Here is a 17,445-nt window from a genome sequence, read left to right as displayed (position 1 = left end):
ACTTACCACATGAACCAGTCCTCCCTTTCGCGCAAAGCCTTTCTTCAACACTCCATCGTAGGTTTATCTGGGCTTTCATTGGCACCCAGTGCTTCGCTGCTCTCTCCCGAAAAAGAAATTGCGTGGGGGGCTTCCACGGGCAATGGCAACAAATATACCTTAAAAAACGTACGCCTTGAAACAGGGTTTGACTACGAAGGCGAGGAGGTGATTGGCACAAAAACGGGCTTGTTTTCGGTGGAAATTACGAATGGAAAAATCACCACCATTAGCTCCCAAAAACCACCCGCTGATGCCATCGACGCGAAGGGCCTTTTGATGCTGCCTTCGTTTAAAGACATGCACATCCATTTGGACAAAACGTTCTACGGCGACAAGTGGCAGGCGACCAAAAGACGAACCAACGGCGTAAAAGGCATGATTGCGCTAGAGCAGCAGATTTTGCCCGAAATGCTCAAAAATTCGACCCAAAAAGCCGAAAAACTCATCGAATTGCTCCAATCGCGCGGAACGGGATTTGCCCGTAGTCACGTCAACATTGAGCCAACTTCTAAGCTCCAATCGTTGAAAAACCTGCAAACAGCCCTGCGTAACAAAAAAGACGTTTTTGGCGCTGAATTGGTGGCATTTCCTCAGCATGGCGTGTTTTATACCGACTCAGCCCCGTACATGAAAGAAGCCGCTCAAACGGACATTGATTTCATTGGGGGCGTTGACCCGTTTACCCTAGACGGCGCTATCGAAAAAACCATGGATTTTACCATCCAATTGGCCTTAGATCACCACAAAGGCATTGACATTCACTTGCATGAATCGGGAGAATCTGGGCTCAAAACCATTGAGTACCTGATGGCAAAAGTCAACGAAAATCCTGTGTTAAAAGGCAAAACCTACGTCAGTCACGCTTTTGCGTTGGCCAAACTCGACAAAGGAAAACAAGAAGAAATCGCCGAAAAACTTGCGGCCGCCCGCATCGGAATTTTATCAACCATTCCGTTTGGGAACACCATCATGCCCATTCCTACGCTGTTGAAGTACGGGGTCAACGTCATGACGGGCAACGACAGCATTGTAGATCATTGGAATACGTTCGGAACAGGAAGCGTATTACAAAAAGCCAATTTAGCCGCTCAGCTGTACGGGTATGCTACGGAGTTTGGGCTATCGAGAATCTTAAAATTGGCCACCGCAGGCCCTTTGCCGCTTACCGACAAAGGCGAACAGCAGTGGCCCAAAGCAGGCGACGACGCCAATGTGGTATTGGTAGATGCGAGCTGTTCGGCCGAAGCAGTTTCCCGCATCTCTCCCATTAAGTCGTTGATATACCAAGGGAAGGTTGTTTACTAAGCAATGGAATAGTACGATGACCATACAAGGCAAAATGGACGACGCATCGGCAAGTCAGCCTGATTTACTAGACCCACTACTTGATAAAATATACTTGCTTCCAGCGCCGTCGAGACTTTCGCTCAAAAGGTATATTCGCGAAGTGAGCTATCCCAAAGGGCACATTTTGTTGCGGGCCGACAAGATCGAAACGGATATTTATTTTATCAAAAAGGGGATTGTCCGCGCTTATGCCCAAACCCCCGACAATGAAATCACGTTTTGGTTTGGACAAGAGGGCGACACTGTTATTTCAATGAAAAGCTACGTCGAAAACCAGAAAGGCTATGAAGACGTAGAGTTGCTGGATAACTGTGACCTATATCAACTCAAAATACACGACCTACAACAACTTTTCGGCCAAGACATTCACCTTGCCAATTGGGGTAGAAAATTTGCCGAACAGGAGCTTATCAAAACAGAAGAACGGCTCATCTCTCGGCAGTTCCGAACGGCAAGCCAACGCTACAACGAGCTTTTGCAAAAGAATCCTGCCCTCATTCAGCGCGTTCAGCTAGGATACATTGCTTCTTATTTGGGAATAACCCAAGTGAGTTTGAGCCGAATCAGGGCCGAACTCAAATAGACCTCATTATTTATCATTTGTAAAATACCGTCCCAAGCTAATTTCAGACCTTTGCTCAAAATTAAAAAGGAATGAATTGGATTATCTTGACCATCGCAGGCTTGTTTGAAGTACTATTTGCCTTTTGTTTGGGTAAAGCAAAAACAAGCACGGGCAACGAAATGTATGCATGGTACGCTGGTTTTTTGGTCGCTCTTTGTGCCAGTATGGGGCTTTTGCTGAAAGCAACTCGAACGCTACCTCTTGGCTCTGCTTATGCCGTGTGGACGGGGATTGGTGCGGTCGGTACTGTTTTGATTGGCATCATTGTATTTAAAGAACCCATCACTTTTTGGAGACTCCTATTTCTTGTTACTTTGATTGGCTCTATCATCGGGCTAAAAGCGGTATCACACTAAACTTTTGAAAAAAAATGCTTTTGTCGCCCAATTTCAGATTAAAAAGTCACTACAAAGTGGTTAAAAAGTCCTTAAAATAGCCCAAAAATCATTAAAAATCACCATTTTTCCAGCACTAAACTGGGACCCCACACCCAATAACTCACTGTAAATCAATATACTGGAATAGTCTTCAAAAATAATTTTGATTTCTCTTGTTTTCTTCTATATTGTATATTGCATTATCGCTATTTATTGTATATTTGTCTCGACAATACGGTTTTATATCTAAACAAACAAGGTTTTTGGATATTCAGGAATCTTTATTGAGCGATTAGAAGTTATGTTGTCTCTCTAACAAAAGAAGTGCTTAGCCTACACTTCTTTCCACAGCCCAATTTTGAGAAAAAACGAGTACTATTATCTATCAAACTTTGTATGATTCTTGACAAGATTCTGGAGAAACCCATGAATGAGTATCCTGTTATGGATACGAGGGAGGGTATTGTACTGTTCTACCCTAACATTCCTGCCAAAGCCGCTTCTAACATCACAGAAGTCCTTCATTCACGTTGGATTGGCCAAGGCCCTAAAGTGGACGAATTTGAACGTCGCTTCGAGTTAAAATTTACGTACCCTAACAAATGCTTGGCAGTTGGCTCTGGGACGGATGCTCTTCACTTGGCGTATTTGTTGGCCGATTTGCAACCAGACGATGAAGTCATTGCCCCCGTATTTACTTGTACGGCCACCAACATCCCATTCCTTTACATGGGAGTCAACATTGTGTTTGCCGATGTGGATGACAACCTCAACATCGACGTAAAACACGTGGAGCAACTCATTACGCCCAAAACAAAGGCAATTGTCTGCGTTCATTACGGTGGTCTTCCTTGCGACATGGATGAGCTGTGGGCACTCGGAAAGAAGCACAATCTCTTCATTATCGAAGACGCGGCGCACGCCGTGGGTGCCAAATACAAAGGGCGCTACATCGGTAGCGAAAGCGACTTTACGATGTTTTCGTTCCAAGCCATCAAACACATTACAACGGGCGACGGCGGCATGTTGGTAGTAAAAGACCCAACCTTGGTCGAAAAAGCAAAACGACTACGTTGGTTTGGCATTGACCGCACCAGCAAACAAAAAGGAATTTGGGAAAACGACATTGTAGAAGTAGGTTACAAATACCAAATGACCGACATTGCGGCCAGTTTAGGCTTGGCAGGTTTGGAAGAATTTGACGAACATTTGGCACATCGTCAGCGGCTTTACCGCTTGTACTGCGAGCTGCTCAAAGATATTCCAGGCATTCGGGTGATTGGTAGTGAATACACAGATCGTGAACACGCAGCATGGCTACTCACAGCCGAAGTGGATCACCGCGAAGACCTCATGCGTCACCTCCGCGAACACGGTATCGAGTCGGGGCAAGTGCATTATCGCAACGATAAATATTCGATTTTTGGAGGCCGTACTCCAGGGCAATTCCCCAAAATGGATGCCATCGAAGAGCGCTATCTCGTGCTTCCATTACACGCCCGCGTGACCGAAGACGACATTCGATACATTGCGTACGTTCTTCAAAAAGGTTGGTAAATTTAATTTGACGGAGCTTTTCAAGGAGGCAATCAACGCCCCCTGAGAGGCTCCGTTTTTTCATTCTCAAAGTACTTTCATGGAGTTTACGCACACAAAAGTCTCCCTCCCCTATTCTCCCGTCTTTTCGATTCTCATTCCTTCGTGGAACAACCTCGACTACCTCAGGTGTCTTGTCAATAGCCTCCGAAAAAATAGCCGTTATCAGCACCAAATCGTCGTTCATGTCAACGAAGGAAAAGATGGTACCGAAGAATGGGTAAAAGCGCAGGGAGATATTAGCTATACCAAAAGTAGCCAGAACTCAGGGGTTTGTTACGGCTTCAACGCCGCTTCTCACTTGGCCATGGCCGATTATTTGGTGTTTATCGACGACGACATGTATGTTTGTCCCGATTGGGATTTTTATTTGTTGGAAGAAATAAAACAGCAAAAAAACGATAAGTGGTGCATCAGCGGAACGATGATTGAAGGTTTTGACAATGGCAATGCCTGTGTGATTACCAACAAAAACTACGGCAAACACCCTTCAGAGTTCGACGAAGCAGCCTTTTTGTCGGAATACGCCAGCTTTCCCAAAGACGACTGGAATGGCAGCCAATGGTACCCGATGGTGTTACCAACGTTTGTGTATCGGGCCGTAGGTGGGTTAAGCATTGAGTTTTTTCCTGGCATGTACAGCGACCCCGACTTTATGATAAAACTCTGGCATTATGGGGTTCGGTATTACAAGGGAATTGGCAAAAGTAGGGTGTATCATTTTGCAAGTCGAAGCACCGCGCGGGTCAAGCGCAACGACGGTCGAACGCAATTTATATTAAAATGGGGGCTGAGTAGCAATACTTTTTTCAAAAATTACCTTAAAATTGGGGCAAAATTTTTGGGAGTCCTTCCAGAACCTGAAGAAAATACCACGTTACGGCTCAAAAAACAAATTGATCGCTGGAAGGTAAAACTCAAAAGCCGCCCCGTGGATATATCCTAACACCTTATGTCAACTTTAAAAGAGCAAATCAAGCTGGTTCCGCATTCAAAAGGCAATGCACTGACGTTTATCCACCAATACCTTGCCCAAAATGACGTTCGGCAAAAAACCGTGATTGACGTCTCAGCGGGGTCGGGCTACGTGGCTAATCTTTGGCACAAAGCAGGTGCTACCGTTCGTGCCTTTGACATGCACCCCGACATCCTCCGAAGCGATGCGTTGACTTGTTCTCCCATTGATTTGACTAAGCCTTTGCCTATTGCGTCAAACTCCGCCGACTATGTGCTTTTGATGGAAACGATTGAGCATATTCCTGACCAGACCTCTCTGCTAAAAGAGCTGACTAGAATCCTCAAACCCAACGGCTTACTGATTATCACCAAACCCAACAACAGCAGCATGAGCGGCCGAATGGCCAATGTGTGGGTAGAAGCCGAACGGAGCGACATGTTTTTGTCGAACGAAGCAGAGGTGATCGGCTACGACGACCAACACCTCTACAACGGTCGGGTGTATCTCTGCAACGTTCAGCGCCTGCGAACGATGGCGAGTTTGGCAGGATTGCGGTACCGAGCTGTTTATGCCAACCAACTGAGTGTAAGCTCTTTGGTTTGGTTTGTGTTTTTTGGGGCGTACCTCTACTTACGTTCTTTTCTGACTTTTAAGAAAATGGCAAAACACGCGCACAATGACCGAGAAAAGGAAGTTTTGCGCGAACAACACCAGCTCAATACCCATCCGACGGTGCTCCTTCACAAGCACCTGTGTATTGTTTTTAGCAAACTATGAGGCCACTTGTTCTTTGATTGCGTCGAAGGTCACATCGTAGTGCGAGGCGTCGAAAACACTTTCTCCGTTGCGAATCAGTATGGCTTGGGGTGACTCATGCCATACGTCAAATTCTTCGGCAATTTTATTGGAAATGGGTCGGTACGCTATCAAATCGAGGTAATATGGCTTGAGATTACCGACTTCTTGTTCGTTCCAATCTCTTTCCAACCGACGTAGTGTAGTGGCACTAATTGAACAACGGGTACTGTGTTTGAAAAGTAAAACAGGATGTTGGTGGGATTCTTCCTTGATTTCTTCTAATTGAGCGACGTCAGTGAGTCGATTCCAGTTCATTTAATTTGACACGTAAGAGGTTGATTGAATACTTTTACTGGTCTAACGTAACTTATTCAAAAATTGTTCGCATTTTTCTATACCCTTGGCTTACATCTTTTGGTCTTTCTGGCCAACATCGTCGCACTTTTCCATCCCAAAACGCGCAAATGGGTGGAGGGGCAGAGGGCGAAGAGCAAAAAGCAAGGGGCAAAGGGCAAAGGGCAAGAGGCAAAGGGCAAAGGGCAAAGGGCAAAGAAGGATTTGGCATTCCGAGGTATGATGCCCGTGCGGGAATCTAAAGTTTTCTGGGTTCATGCGGCGTCGCTGGGAGAGTTTGAACAAGGAAGACCTGTCATCGAAGCCATTCGTGCTGAATACCCTCATGCGCGTATTGTGCTGAGTTTTTTCTCGCCGTCGGGCTACGAAATCCGCAAAGATTACGACCAAGTCGATGAAGTTTGTTACTTACCCGTCGATACCCCCCGAAACGTCAAGCGTTTTTTGGATAGCGTCCAACCCGACGTCGCGTTGTTTATCAAATACGAATTTTGGTACAACTACCTCCACGAACTCAAAAAAAGGCAAATTCCAACTTTTTTATTTTCCGCAATTTTCCGTCCCAACCAACTGTTTTTCAAACCCTACGGAGGCTTTTATCGACGAATGTTGTTTTGTTTCAACGAGATTTTAGTACAAAACGAGGCCTCCAAACACTTGCTCAATTCCGTAGGCTATGCGTCCGCGACCGTTGCAGGTGATACCCGCCTCGACCGCGTTGTGCAAATTGCCAAACAAGCCAAAAGTTATCCTGAAATTGAAGCATTTAAAGGCACAGACCCGCTTTTGGTCATTGGCTCGGCGTGGCCCGACGACATGGAGGTACTGATTCCGTTTTTGAACCAGTGGGAAGCTCCGCTCAAGGTCATCATTGCCCCTCACGAAATCAATACTGAACAAATCCAACAATGGCAAAAAGCCCTCAAGAAACCCAGTGAACGGTTTACGGTTTACGGTTTACGGTTTGGAGTTGATGGAACTCCACTCGACATTCTGCATTCTCCCCTCGACATTCTTTTCCTAGATACGATTGGTATGTTGGCTTCGCTATTTCGGTATGCCGATTTTGCTTACGTCGGTGGGGCATTTAAGGATGGATTGCACAATACGATGGAACCTGCGGTGTATGGAATGCCGATTTTCTTTGGGCAGCCCTATTATCAGAAATTCCAAGAAGCGCTGGACTTATTGCAGTTAGGCGGTGCTACCACGATTGCCACTACCCAAGAATTTACGACGGCTTTTACTGAAGTATATCAAAACCTCGAAATCCGCCAGCAAAAGGCGGGTAGTTGCTACGATTATGTACAGAAAAATGCGGGTGCTACGGCCAAAGTCATGGCGTCTATACGCAGCGCGTTTTAACTTCCCACCTTCCCGAAAGTTTAAAACTTTCGGGAAGGTCTAAACTTTCGGGAAGTTAAGTTTTAATTACCAAACTTAAAAGTTGTCCCCACCCGAAATGCCGTGTGATCGTACTTGAAATTATTAAAGACCGCAATCGCTTCTACCCTAAAAAACGGGAACCCTGGAATAAGGCCATCCAACGCATAACCCACTTCGGTATAATGCTTGGCCATAGGAGTTAGCAAATAATGTACCATCAGGTTTTCTTTTAGACCCGCCAAGCGCACAAAAGGTAAGCGAGTAAGCAAAAGGCGGCGGTAAACGTTGGTAACGTGTGCTTCCAAATAACGTTCGGATGTGCTATACTCGTAGTAGGGTAATGACCGAAATCGGGTATAGCTATCGCCGTACAAGATGAACGTGCGATTTCCCATAAAATGCTTATAATCCATCAGATACACCGACCGACGATTAAGAAACGCCCCCGCCGAAACGGCATAATGCAGTTCGCTTTTAATCCCCGTTTCCAGGTCTTGACGAATATCAAACTCCACCCGATCATAATCAACGGCACTGTTTCCAATCGTCGGGATTCCTTTGGCGTACCGCAACGTCAGCGACGGATTGTTGTTTTCGAGGTAGCGTTTTCGGCCGTTGTACAGGCGGTATTTTTGGCCAGGCTTCCACGTCAGGGCCACGTCTAACGTGAGGGCATTGTGCGGTGCAAAGGTGTAGTAAGAATCGGCTTCGAGGGCGTTGAGTCGATGGCTATGTTCACGATTGTAAGGCGCATTGGGCGTAAAAGCGTATTGATTCCAACGAATCCACGGGCGCTGGTTTTCTAGGTTCTCTAAGGCATAACGACGTCCAAATTCAATCCCTCCCGAAACACTCAACACATCGGCCAAGCGCGCATAATTAAATGCCAATCGACCAAATTCCTTTTCGTATATTTTCATGTAATTGTTTTCAAACAACAACGTCGCTGAGGTATTGATGGAAGGAGAAATAGGATTTGCTGGATTAAACTGCGCCACGTACCGCCCGCCCGTCAATGAAATGCCGCGACGGCGCCCCTGCCAACCCGTGCTTAGCGTCCCCAACAACTCCCTCCGACCAATGGCATAACGCCCCAATGGTTTGATGTAAAAGGTGTTTGCTTGCTTGAAGCGTCGAATAAAATTTAAGCTACTTTCTAATACATATCCCTCTACGGTATTGTAGGTAAAATTCTGCGCTCGCAGCGGCCCTTCGTATTCCAATCGCCATTGTTTCGACAACTTAAAGGTGCGCCCCGATAACAATGCCATCAAATCGAAATTGGTTGAATCCTTCTTTGCCTTGGTACTATCAGCCTTTATTTTGGCCACTTTTACTACCCGTACACTATCCGAATGATGGTAGCTTTTGGTTTCGAGTTCGGTGAGCGGAATGGTGCGAATTTCGTTCCAAAAAGCATCATTCCGTTTGTTGGCCATGGAATCAATGACAATCGAGTCGCTACGAACCACATTCACATCTTCCTTTTGGGCTTTGCGCTCGTTGCGGTCTTGTTTTTCGTACTCTTTTAGCATTTTTCTGAGTTGCTTGCCCGACACCTCTTTTTGCTGCGCGGCCAATTCATTCAGTTTTTTGGTACGAAGGTCTTTTTTAGAAATATCACTCGATGGCTTTTCGATTTTTTCGTCCAACACCACCACATTTTCCACAAAAGCAGGGTTAACTTTTAAGTCGTTGTAAGTCAGCGAAATTGCGTGATTAAACTCACCCGTAAACCCTAACAACGACCCCGCAAAACGGATTCGGCTGGTGGTAGGCAACCATACACCCTGCAACGGATTATAGACTTGTTTCATCTGAAAATCAAGCCCTTCGGCCGTTGTTTCAAGGTCAAGGCTGTGAATGGCCCAGGTGTTTTCGATGATGTAAATTTGTCCTCTAAATACTCCTTCTCCGTACGATTTCGGAATCACTTTAATTTTATTTACCTCCAAATCACCCTCCCGAAAAGAGCCTTGGTACTCAAATTTGTAATAAGTTAGCGCTTTTGGCGACAAGGGCGAAACGGCATTTCCCACCGTGGCGTTATAAAAACTCGCCATAATAAACGCATTGGGACTTATGGCGTCTTGGTTGAGGGTATTGCGGGTCGAAATGACGCGTTGGTTGTAAGTATTGGGCTGTTTAAATCGAATTTCACTCACACTTTCGTTCACAATCGGGCGCCCCTCTTCAATACCTTCTTTTTTGAGCGAGCCCACGGCATAAAAGGGTATATTTTTTATTAAACCCGACGATTTGATATACGCCCGCGCATTGTAAGATTGCACCTGCAACGCATGAAAACGCGCTTTGGCAATGGCACGACGCATAATGGTGTAGGCGGGGTCTTCACTTTTGGAACCAATTCTGACTTCATTGATGGTAAGGGCTTGTTCTTCCAAAGCGATGTTGAGCGTGATGGTCTCATTGGTGACTTCGATGGATTTGGTCAGCGCTTTGAAACCCAAATATTGAAACACCACCTCGTATTTGCCAGGCGCAAGCGACAACTCATAGCGCCCTTCGGCGTTGGCGGTGGTGCCTGTGCTGGTTCCTTTGATGGCAATGGTAGCGTAAGGCAAGGGCTCACCTTTGGTGGTTTTTACCGTCCCTTTGATGCCTGAGGCCAAAGCTGTCAGGTTGATTATCACTAAAAAGAGGGAAACTATTATTCGCATAGATTTGGCTGTTATAAAAATAAAAACGGTTGGATTACTCTCCTTGTTGTTGGGCAAAATACTCTTTGATTTTTTGGGCTTTGTCTTTACCAACAAATGCTGCAATTTTCTCCGCATCTGCTTCACGTATGGCTTTCACACTTTTAAACTCTTTGAGCAAATTGGCGGCTGTTTTCTTACCAATACCGTCCACATTTTCAAGTTCACTCACAATGGCATTTCGGCTACGTTTATCGCGGTGATAGGTGATGGCAAAGCGGTGCGCTTCGTCGCGAATCTGCTGAATCAGGCGCAGTGATTCCGATTTTTTGTCGATGTACAACGGTAGCGTATCTTCGGGAAAATAAATTTCTTCCAACCGTTTGGCAATGCCTACAATCGGGACTTTTCCGTACAATCCGACCGCTTTTAAAGCATCGCAAGCGGCGCTCAATTGTCCTTTTCCACCGTCGATTACAATCAAATCGGGCAAAGGTGCATTTTCTTCCAACAGACGCGTGTAACGGCGGGTCACGACCTCATACATACTGGCAAAATCGTTGGGACCCACCACCGTTTTAATCGAAAAATGTCGGTAATCTTTTTTAGAAGCCCGTCCTTCTTTAAAACACACCATGGCAGAAACAGGGTTTGTCCCCTGAATGTTGGAGTTATCGAAGCACTCAATGTGGCGCGGCAATGTTTTGAGCTGAAGGTCAGCTTTGAGTTTAATCAGTACGCGGTCGCGGCGATTGGTGGTCGCACTTGCCTCAATGAGTTGGCGTTCGGCTTTTTCTTTGCGGAAATAATGCACGTTTTTCAACGCCATTTCCAGCAAACTGCGCTTATCTCCAATTTTGGGAATGGTGATTTCGGCTTTAAAATCGGTGGTAATCTCGATGTTCGTGATGATTTCTTTGGCCTCACTTTCGTAGGTCGTGCGCATTTCGAAGAGTACCAAGGCCAAAATTTCCTCGTCCGTTTCCTCCAGTTTTTTCTTTACCTCCAACGTCTGAGCTGCCATGATGTAGCCATTCACGATTTTGAGGTAATTGACATAAGCCGCCTCTTCGTCGGAAGCAATCACAATGACATCGACATTGCCAATTTTAGGATTGACAACCGTCGATTTTGTTTGAAAATTTTGGAGTAATTCCAATTTTATCTTCCAGTCGTGCGCTTTCTCAAACTCCAATTTTTCGGCCGCTTGCACCATATTTTGCTTAAAATACTGCTGCGGAATACTCATTTGCCCTTTGAGAATCTGCTGAATTTGCGCCACTTCCTGCTCATACTCTTCCAGCGGCTGCAAGCCCACGCACGGCCCTTTGCAGCGTTTGAGGTGGTATTCCATGCACACTTTGTACTTATCCGCCTTTATATGCTCGGGCGACAAGTTGAGGTTACAAGTACGCAACGAATACAATTCTCGAAACATATCCAACAGATTATACATGGCCCGTGGATTGGCAAAAGGGCCAAAGTAAGTTCCCGTTTTTTTATCAACGCGGCGGGTGGATTCTACACGTGGAAAGGGCTCATTAAAAATCTTGATAAACGGATACGTTTTGTCGTCGCGCAGGAGGATATTGAAACGAGGCTGATACCGTTTAATAAGCTGATTTTCAAGCAACAGCGCATCAAATTCAGTATGTACAATGGTAAATTCAATCCGACGAATCTGACTTACCAAACGACGCGTCTTACGGTCGGCGTGGTTTTTGACAAAATAACTACTGACCCGATTTTTAAGACTTTTGGCTTTGCCGACGTAAATAATTTCCCCCTCTTCACTAAAATAACGGTACACCCCAGGTTCGGCGGGGATTTTGGCTAACTCAGCTTTATAGTCAAAAACAGACATAGTAATTAAAGGCATTGGATGTTTACCCAACGCAAAGTTCGCCAAAGTTTAGGGCAATCAAAAATGGGGGTGTTTAATTACACCCACCTATTTGCGCTTTAAACACCGTCCCTGCTTCGGCCTGAAAACCTGGCTGGAGCGTTACCGAAGAACCTGACTGGTACGTCACCGCCGTCGTTGTACCTGTCACTCGATTGGCCGCCCTAATGCTGTTATTGGATTGTTTCAGCACACTACCCGTCGCAATGTCATCGGTTGGGCTTGTCAACGTAATCGTCTGGTTACAAGGAGAATTACTATTATTGGTCACGACCAAAGTTGAGGTAGTATTTTTACAGCCTGTTGTCGTATCCGTAAAGGTAAATGTGGCCGTTCCTGCTTCCAAACCCGTCACTAATCCTGCGTTTGTAACACTGGCTTTGACTGAACTATTGCTTATCCAAGTCCCGCCCGTTGCGGGGAACACTGTGGTAGTATTGCCCACGAAGATAGATGCTGTGCCGCTAAAACCGACCGTTGGAAGTGGATTGACGGTGATGGTGGCAGTAGGCGAACTAACTGCATCACAAACCCCGTTTTTGATAATAACACGATAGTACATCGTTTGCGTCAGGTTCTGTGTGGTCACGCTGGTGGCGGCAATGAAAACATCGGTAGCCGAACTAAAATCAGGCGTGAGTGCCCATTGCCACTTTTGCAATGCCCCCGTGTAGCCCGACAACGTCAATACCGAGCTGTTGGTACCCGTACAAACCGCCCCACTTCCTGCCAAATTACCTCCAGCACTCGCAACGTTGACCGTCACGGTGGCAGTAGTGCTGGCCGAGCATCCGTTGGCATTTACGGTATAAGTAATCAGGCTACTTCCTGCACTGCCCCCCGTTATAACCCCCGAAGTTGGATGAATGGCCGCGACCGAAGGCGTTGCGCTGCTCCACGTTCCGCCCGCTACTCCGTTCGTAGTCAGCGTATTAGGAACACCTACACAAAGAGCTAATGCTCCCGAAATGCTACCTGCATTGGGAGGTGTTGGCTCGACCAGTTTTTGGGTTGTTGTGTCAAGTGCAACACAGGAGTTGTACGAAATAGAAAAGTTTTTGTACGTTCCTGCGGAGAGGTTGGCTAACGTAAAAGCATTGTTGACAATCGACACGGTTTTGGGACTTCCTGTACCGACAAACGATAGTTGGTAATTCCCGCTGGGGATATTCGTAGTGGTAAACGCAACGCTACCGTTGGCTCCTCCGCAGGTCGTAGGATTGGTTACTGTACTTGCCAACAGCCCAATCGACGTAGGAGTATTAACCGTTTTTGAGGTTGGGTCAAGTGCCGTGCAACCATTCACGACAATAGTAAAATTGCTATACACTCCTGCTGGTATATTGGCTAGGGTAAACAAATTGTTGGCAATAGCTACTGTTTTGGGACTGCCAGTACCTGTGTAAGAAAGTTGGTAATTTCCGCTTGGAATATTGGTTGTCGTAAAGGCAATAGCGCCATCCGTACCGCCACAAGTAGCCGACGGAGTTACCGTTCCTGCCGCTAAGGTCGGCATTAATGAATGAGCGACCGTTTTGGACGTCGCATCGATACCCGTACAGTTGTTGGCCGTAATCGAAAAATTACTGTACGCTCCCACCGACAAACCCGCCAATACAAACGCGTTATTGCTCACTGTCACGGTCTTGGGACTGCCTGCTCCCGTGTAACTCAATTGATACGTACCACTTGGTACAAAAGACGTTGAAAAAGCAATGCTCCCGTCGGAAGCTCCACAGACGGTGGCGTTGGTTATTGCCCCCGAAGTCAATACTGGACTTGGTGGATTGCTCACCGTTTTGGTCGTTGCATCGCTCGCGGTACAGCCATTCACCGTCATCGAAAAATTACTATACGCCCCTACGGATAAACCCGTTAAAGAAAACGCATTGTTACTTACTGTCACGGTTTTGGGACTGCCTGCTCCCGTGTAACTCAATTGATAACTTCCATTCGATACGTTTGTGGTCGTAAAAGGTATGCTACCATTGGCACCGCCGCAGCTTGTAGCATTTACCGTTACTCCCGCTGCCAAGGTCGGCACTATTGAATAAGCGACCGTTTTGGACGTCGCATCAGTACCCGTACAGTTGTTGGCCGTAATCGAAAAATTACTGTACGTTCCCACCGACAAACCCGCCAATATAAACGCGTTATTGCTCACTGTCACGGTCTTGGGACTTCCCGCTCCCGTGTAACTCAACTGATACGTACCACTTGTTACAAAAGACGTTGAAAAAGCAATGCTCCCGTCGGAAGCTCCACAGACGGTGGCGTTGGTTATTGCCCCCGAAGTCAATACTGGACTTGGTGGATTACTCACCGTTTTGGTCGTCGCATCGCTCGCGGTACAGCCATTCACCGTCATCGAAAAATTACTATAAGTCCCTACGGATAAACCCGTTAAAGAAAACGCATTGTTACTTACTGTCACAGTTTTGGGACTGCCTGCTCCCGTGTAACTTAATTGATAACTTCCATTCGATACGTTCGTGGTCGTAAAAGGTATGCTACCATTGGTTCCTCCGCAGCTTGTAGCGTTTACCGTTACTCCCGCTGCTAAAGTCGGCACTATTGAATAAGCGACCGTTTTGGACGTCGCATCAGTACCCGTACAGTTGTTGGCCGTAATCGAAAAATTACTGTACGTTCCCACCGACAAACCCGCCAATATAAACGCGTTATTGCTCACTGTCACGGTCTTGGGACTTCCCGCTCCCGTGTAACTCAACTGATACGTACCACTTGTTACAAAAGACGTTGAAAAAGCAATGCTCCCGTCGGAAGCTCCACAGACGGTGGCGTTGGTTATTGCCCCTGAAGTCAATACTGGACTTGGTGGATTACTCACCGTTTTGGTCGTCGCATCACTCGCGGTACAGCCATTCACCGTCATCGAAAAATTACTATACGTCCCTACGGATAAACCCGTTAATGAAAACGCATTGTTACTTACTGTCACGGTTTTGGGACTGCCTGCTCCCGTGTAACTCAATTGATAACTTCCATTTGATACGTTTGTGGTCGTAAAAGGTATGATACCATTGGTACCTCCGCAGCTTGTAGCATTTACCGTTACTCCCGCTGCCAAGGTCTGATTAGCCATGACACTTACCGAGACGGAACCCGTCATGGCTGTCGCTGTACAACCCGACGGGGTCGCCCACACAGTGTATGAACCCGCAACAGTTTGATTTCCAAAGACCAACGCATTGCCAGTCCCCGTCATGGCTGTTCCTACGTCGGTATTGTCACGTTTTAATTGATACGATACCCCTGTCTGTGAGCCACTTAACCCCACAGCCACCCCCGCTCCTCCACTACAAAAACTACCTCCACCTGTCACCGTATAAGCGGTAGGTGCTGGACAAACAAGGTTGACGTAATAGTCTTCGGTTTCACCATACGTATAAGTACCACATGGGTTGGTGGGGGTGCTACTAAAATTGACAATAATTCTCATTCGGGTTTGGCCAATACTGCTTCCTGCTGGCACAGTAATGGTTCCTGTGATTGCCTGTGTTCTGGCAGAAGTTGTGGTAAAAAGCCTTTCGTTTGCCTGAAACTGAGCATCTTTATTCAAATCGACCCAAATGGCAATTTGAGCAGGGTTATAATATCCTTCCAATGACACCGTAAAACTATTTGACTGCCCTAATGTCAAGCTTTTAACAGGAGAAGTGATAAAACTATACCCGCCCGAAGCACAGTCTGAATTACTGCTAAGAGTGGTTCCTCCCAGCAGTACACTTGTTATTAAAATACCATACGTGCATCCACTGGTGTGCGTAGGAATGCAGTAGGTACCTGGCGAAGGTGTATTGTTGGTGGTAAAAGTCCCCGTAACAAAATCGGAGCAATTGGCATTGACGCGCCATTCGTAAGCCGTATTAGGAGTTAAAGACGAAATTGTCCGATTTTTGTTTCCCGACGTACCCGCTAAAATCCACGCCCCCGCCCCTACTTGTCGGTATTCGACAGTATAAAGCCCTGCCGTGTGCGTCCATGAAACCAACACTTGGGTATTATACACCTCAAGAACAGCAAGATTAGACGGCGCAACGGCACTTCCCAAACAATCCTGCGCTCGACTCCGAATCAAATTGCCAGGATACATTCCAAATCCGTTGGCAAAATTAATCCCCGTTGATGTCAAGTGGCAATAACTCATAATGGTACCACCATTTGTCGGTGCAGGGCCAGGAGGACAGCCTTCTTCGGTGGCATAACAGTTGTCGAGCGCGCCGCCTGGCCACGAGCAGCTTTGGGTGTGGGGAGAGCCAAAATTATGGCCCAACTCGTGCGTTATCACTTCCACATTCCACGAATAAGTAGGCAAATTAGGGTTGTATGTGCTCAAGTTTGCACTCACCCCATGTCCGTACGATTTGGCACATAGCACATCTATATAAGCAACCCCACCTCCCAGGCTTCGTCCGCTTAAAAAATGTGCCAAACGGCCATTAAACGATGTACCAATCGTACTACGGAATGCACTTAACACATTACCCGTACTCGTATAACCCACGTAAGGGTCGGTGGTATTCCACACTTTTATTTCGGAAATAACAACCGACAGCCCTTCGTTGCTGTACAAAGTCGCCACTTTGCTAAAAACCGAATTGATGTAATTGACCGTATTGGCGATTGAACTCCCTTGCTGGCCAAACAAGGCCGAATCGGCTTCCAAATAAATTTCGACCGATCCACACGCAACGTTGCTCGCGAGGCTACTTGTGGCGGGCGTTTCCTTCACCAAGTTTTGGCCCATTACCCGCACAGGCATTTCATCGGCGGCACAGGTAAAGTTCGATTTTTGTTTTAAATCTTGCTCGTTAAACAGGATATAGTTCCCCGAGTCGCCCTCCAAGCCTAGATTAAAATTGCCTTCTTTTTGGGAAATTATCCCGCTGATTTTTCCATCAATGATACTAACTGAAGCAGTAGATTGGTTATCACCTTTGACAATTCCTTGGTAAAATTTACCCAAATTTTGCGGCTCAACTACTTCGTTTTTGGCATTTAAAACCTTGAAATTCTTACCAAAGATAGTGTAAGGCACCAGTTCTAAATCAATGTTCTTGGTAGCCGAAACTGGCAACGAAATTTCGATAAAGTTGCTGTTGTCCAGCTGTAATTGTCCTACTTCTGGCTGATTCATCAAAAACCGATGAACTGTTGCGCCTTCGACAAATGCGGTATCGGCCGCAATCCTGGCCGAAGAGAAGGGTGTTGAAAAAGGGCGGTATCGCTTAGGCGTTACTTTCCCTTTTATTTGGTTGATTTGATTGGCAATAGTTCGCTGAGAAAAGCCGTTATGACTTACCCACAAACATATTAAAAGCCACACTAACCGAATCGGATGCCTTGATAAAATGTTTTTCATTTGGAATATACCA

General features: G+C 46.3%; 11 protein-coding genes. 7 read left to right on the top strand and 4 right to left on the bottom strand.

All coding sequences use genetic code 11. The annotated features are described in order from the left end of the window. The first annotated feature begins 9 nt into the window (after window positions 1-9). The 6 genes from FHS57_RS10350 (at window position 10) to FHS57_RS10325 (ending at window position 5,722) form a co-directional block, all read left to right on the top strand. Complete coding sequence (locus tag FHS57_RS10350; protein ID WP_183973234.1) at window positions 10-1,347, top strand: amidohydrolase; 1,338 nt, start codon at window positions 10-12, stop codon at window positions 1,345-1,347. A 16-nt stretch (window positions 1,348-1,363) separates the two neighbouring features. After that, the gene (locus FHS57_RS10345; protein ID WP_229601312.1) at window positions 1,364-1,972 is read left to right on the top strand and encodes a Crp/Fnr family transcriptional regulator; all 609 of its coding nucleotides are present in this window, start codon (window positions 1,364-1,366) and stop codon (window positions 1,970-1,972) included. Window positions 1,973-2,043: 71 nt separating this feature from the next. Continuing rightward, window positions 2,044-2,370, top strand: coding sequence for a DMT family transporter (locus tag FHS57_RS10340; RefSeq protein ID WP_183973233.1), 327 nt, complete (start codon window positions 2,044-2,046; stop codon window positions 2,368-2,370). Between the two features lie 417 nt (window positions 2,371-2,787). After that, on the top strand, window positions 2,788-3,948 hold the full coding sequence (locus tag FHS57_RS10335; RefSeq protein ID WP_183973231.1) for a DegT/DnrJ/EryC1/StrS family aminotransferase: 1,161 nt from the start codon (window positions 2,788-2,790) through the stop codon (window positions 3,946-3,948). A 79-nt stretch (window positions 3,949-4,027) separates the two neighbouring features. Continuing rightward, window positions 4,028-4,933 (top strand): glycosyltransferase family 2 protein, encoded by a 906-nt coding sequence (locus tag FHS57_RS10330; protein ID WP_183973229.1) that lies wholly within the window; start codon window positions 4,028-4,030, stop codon window positions 4,931-4,933. A 6-nt stretch (window positions 4,934-4,939) separates the two neighbouring features. Beyond that, complete coding sequence (locus tag FHS57_RS10325; RefSeq protein WP_183973227.1) at window positions 4,940-5,722, top strand: class I SAM-dependent methyltransferase; 783 nt, start codon at window positions 4,940-4,942, stop codon at window positions 5,720-5,722. Here FHS57_RS10325 and ytxJ read toward each other — a convergent pair. Next, a complete protein-coding gene (gene ytxJ, locus FHS57_RS10320; RefSeq protein WP_122931923.1) occupies window positions 5,717-6,058 on the bottom strand; it encodes a bacillithiol system redox-active protein YtxJ in 342 nt (113 codons plus the stop codon). The genes FHS57_RS10325 and ytxJ overlap by 6 nt on opposite strands. A gap of 63 nt (window positions 6,059-6,121) precedes the next feature. Between ytxJ and FHS57_RS10315 the strand changes: the two genes are divergently transcribed. Then, on the top strand, window positions 6,122-7,462 hold the full coding sequence (locus FHS57_RS10315; RefSeq protein WP_183973225.1) for a 3-deoxy-D-manno-octulosonic acid transferase: 1,341 nt from the start codon (window positions 6,122-6,124) through the stop codon (window positions 7,460-7,462). A 62-nt stretch (window positions 7,463-7,524) separates the two neighbouring features. Here FHS57_RS10315 and FHS57_RS10310 read toward each other — a convergent pair whose 3' ends face one another. From FHS57_RS10310 to FHS57_RS10300, 3 genes are all read right to left on the bottom strand, one after another. After that, the gene (locus FHS57_RS10310; RefSeq protein ID WP_183973223.1) at window positions 7,525-10,164 is read right to left on the bottom strand and encodes a DUF5686 and carboxypeptidase regulatory-like domain-containing protein; all 2,640 of its coding nucleotides are present in this window, start codon (window positions 10,162-10,164) and stop codon (window positions 7,525-7,527) included. Window positions 10,165-10,198: 34 nt separating this feature from the next. Continuing rightward, on the bottom strand, window positions 10,199-12,007 hold the full coding sequence (gene uvrC, locus FHS57_RS10305) for an excinuclease ABC subunit UvrC (RefSeq protein ID WP_183973221.1): 1,809 nt from the start codon (window positions 12,005-12,007) through the stop codon (window positions 10,199-10,201). A gap of 73 nt (window positions 12,008-12,080) precedes the next feature. Next, entirely contained in the window at window positions 12,081-17,432 is a 5,352-nt protein-coding gene (locus tag FHS57_RS10300) for a GEVED domain-containing protein (RefSeq protein WP_183973220.1), read from the bottom strand. Between the last annotated feature and the right edge of the window lie 13 nt (window positions 17,433-17,445).

Source organism: Runella defluvii (assembly GCF_014195535.1).
GTDB classification, from domain to species: domain Bacteria; phylum Bacteroidota; class Bacteroidia; order Cytophagales; family Spirosomataceae; genus Runella; species Runella defluvii.
The sequence above is the reverse complement of the archived record's forward strand: the minus strand, read 5'-3'. Positions and strand labels throughout refer to the sequence as shown.

Coding starts and splice junctions, on each gene's coding strand:
- FHS57_RS10350 (WP_183973234.1), top strand. CDS start 10: ATGAACCAGTCCTCCCTTTCGCGCAAAGCCTTTCTTCAACACTCCATC.
- FHS57_RS10345 (WP_229601312.1), top strand. CDS start 1,364: ATGACCATACAAGGCAAAATGGACGACGCATCGGCAAGTCAGCCTGAT.
- FHS57_RS10340 (WP_183973233.1), top strand. CDS start 2,044: ATGAATTGGATTATCTTGACCATCGCAGGCTTGTTTGAAGTACTATTT.
- FHS57_RS10335 (WP_183973231.1), top strand. CDS start 2,788: ATGATTCTTGACAAGATTCTGGAGAAACCCATGAATGAGTATCCTGTT.
- FHS57_RS10330 (WP_183973229.1), top strand. CDS start 4,028: ATGGAGTTTACGCACACAAAAGTCTCCCTCCCCTATTCTCCCGTCTTT.
- FHS57_RS10325 (WP_183973227.1), top strand. CDS start 4,940: ATGTCAACTTTAAAAGAGCAAATCAAGCTGGTTCCGCATTCAAAAGGC.
- ytxJ (WP_122931923.1), bottom strand. CDS start 6,058: ATGAACTGGAATCGACTCACTGACGTCGCTCAATTAGAAGAAATCAAG.
- FHS57_RS10310 (WP_183973223.1), bottom strand. CDS start 10,164: ATGCGAATAATAGTTTCCCTCTTTTTAGTGATAATCAACCTGACAGCT.
- uvrC (WP_183973221.1), bottom strand. CDS start 12,007: ATGTCTGTTTTTGACTATAAAGCTGAGTTAGCCAAAATCCCCGCCGAA.
- FHS57_RS10300 (WP_183973220.1), bottom strand. CDS start 17,432: ATGAAAAACATTTTATCAAGGCATCCGATTCGGTTAGTGTGGCTTTTA.